At 68.4% G+C, this 351-nt stretch carries 1 protein-coding gene; it reads left to right on the forward strand.

From position 1 onward, the window contains the following. On the forward strand, window positions 1-351 hold a 351-nt coding region (locus tag IB266_RS30525; protein ID WP_192264454.1), incomplete at both ends, for an RHS domain-containing protein.

Raw genomic sequence — 351 nt, forward strand, 5'->3', positions numbered from 1 at the left:
GCCTTCGGCAACCTGATCCGCGAACGCCGCGGCCAGGCCCTGGTCAGCGCCTACCGCTACGACAGCCAACACCGCCTGATCGGCGTCACCACGGCCGACGGCCGCGAAACGTCCTACCGCTACGACGCCTTCGGCCGACGCATCAGCAAGACCGTGGACGGCCTGACCACGGAATTTTTCTGGCAGGGCGACCAGGTCGTCGCCGAAAACAGCCCGCACCACCACCGCAGCTACGTCTACGAACCGGGCACCTTCCGCCCACTGGCCCTGCTCGACGGCGAAGGCCCCGACGCCCGCCCGTTCTACTACCACCTCGACCACCTGGGCACGCCCCAGGAACTGACCAACCCC

Source organism: Pseudomonas sp. Pdm06 (genome assembly GCF_014851795.1).
Classification (GTDB): domain Bacteria; phylum Pseudomonadota; class Gammaproteobacteria; order Pseudomonadales; family Pseudomonadaceae; genus Aquipseudomonas; species Aquipseudomonas fluorescens_AA.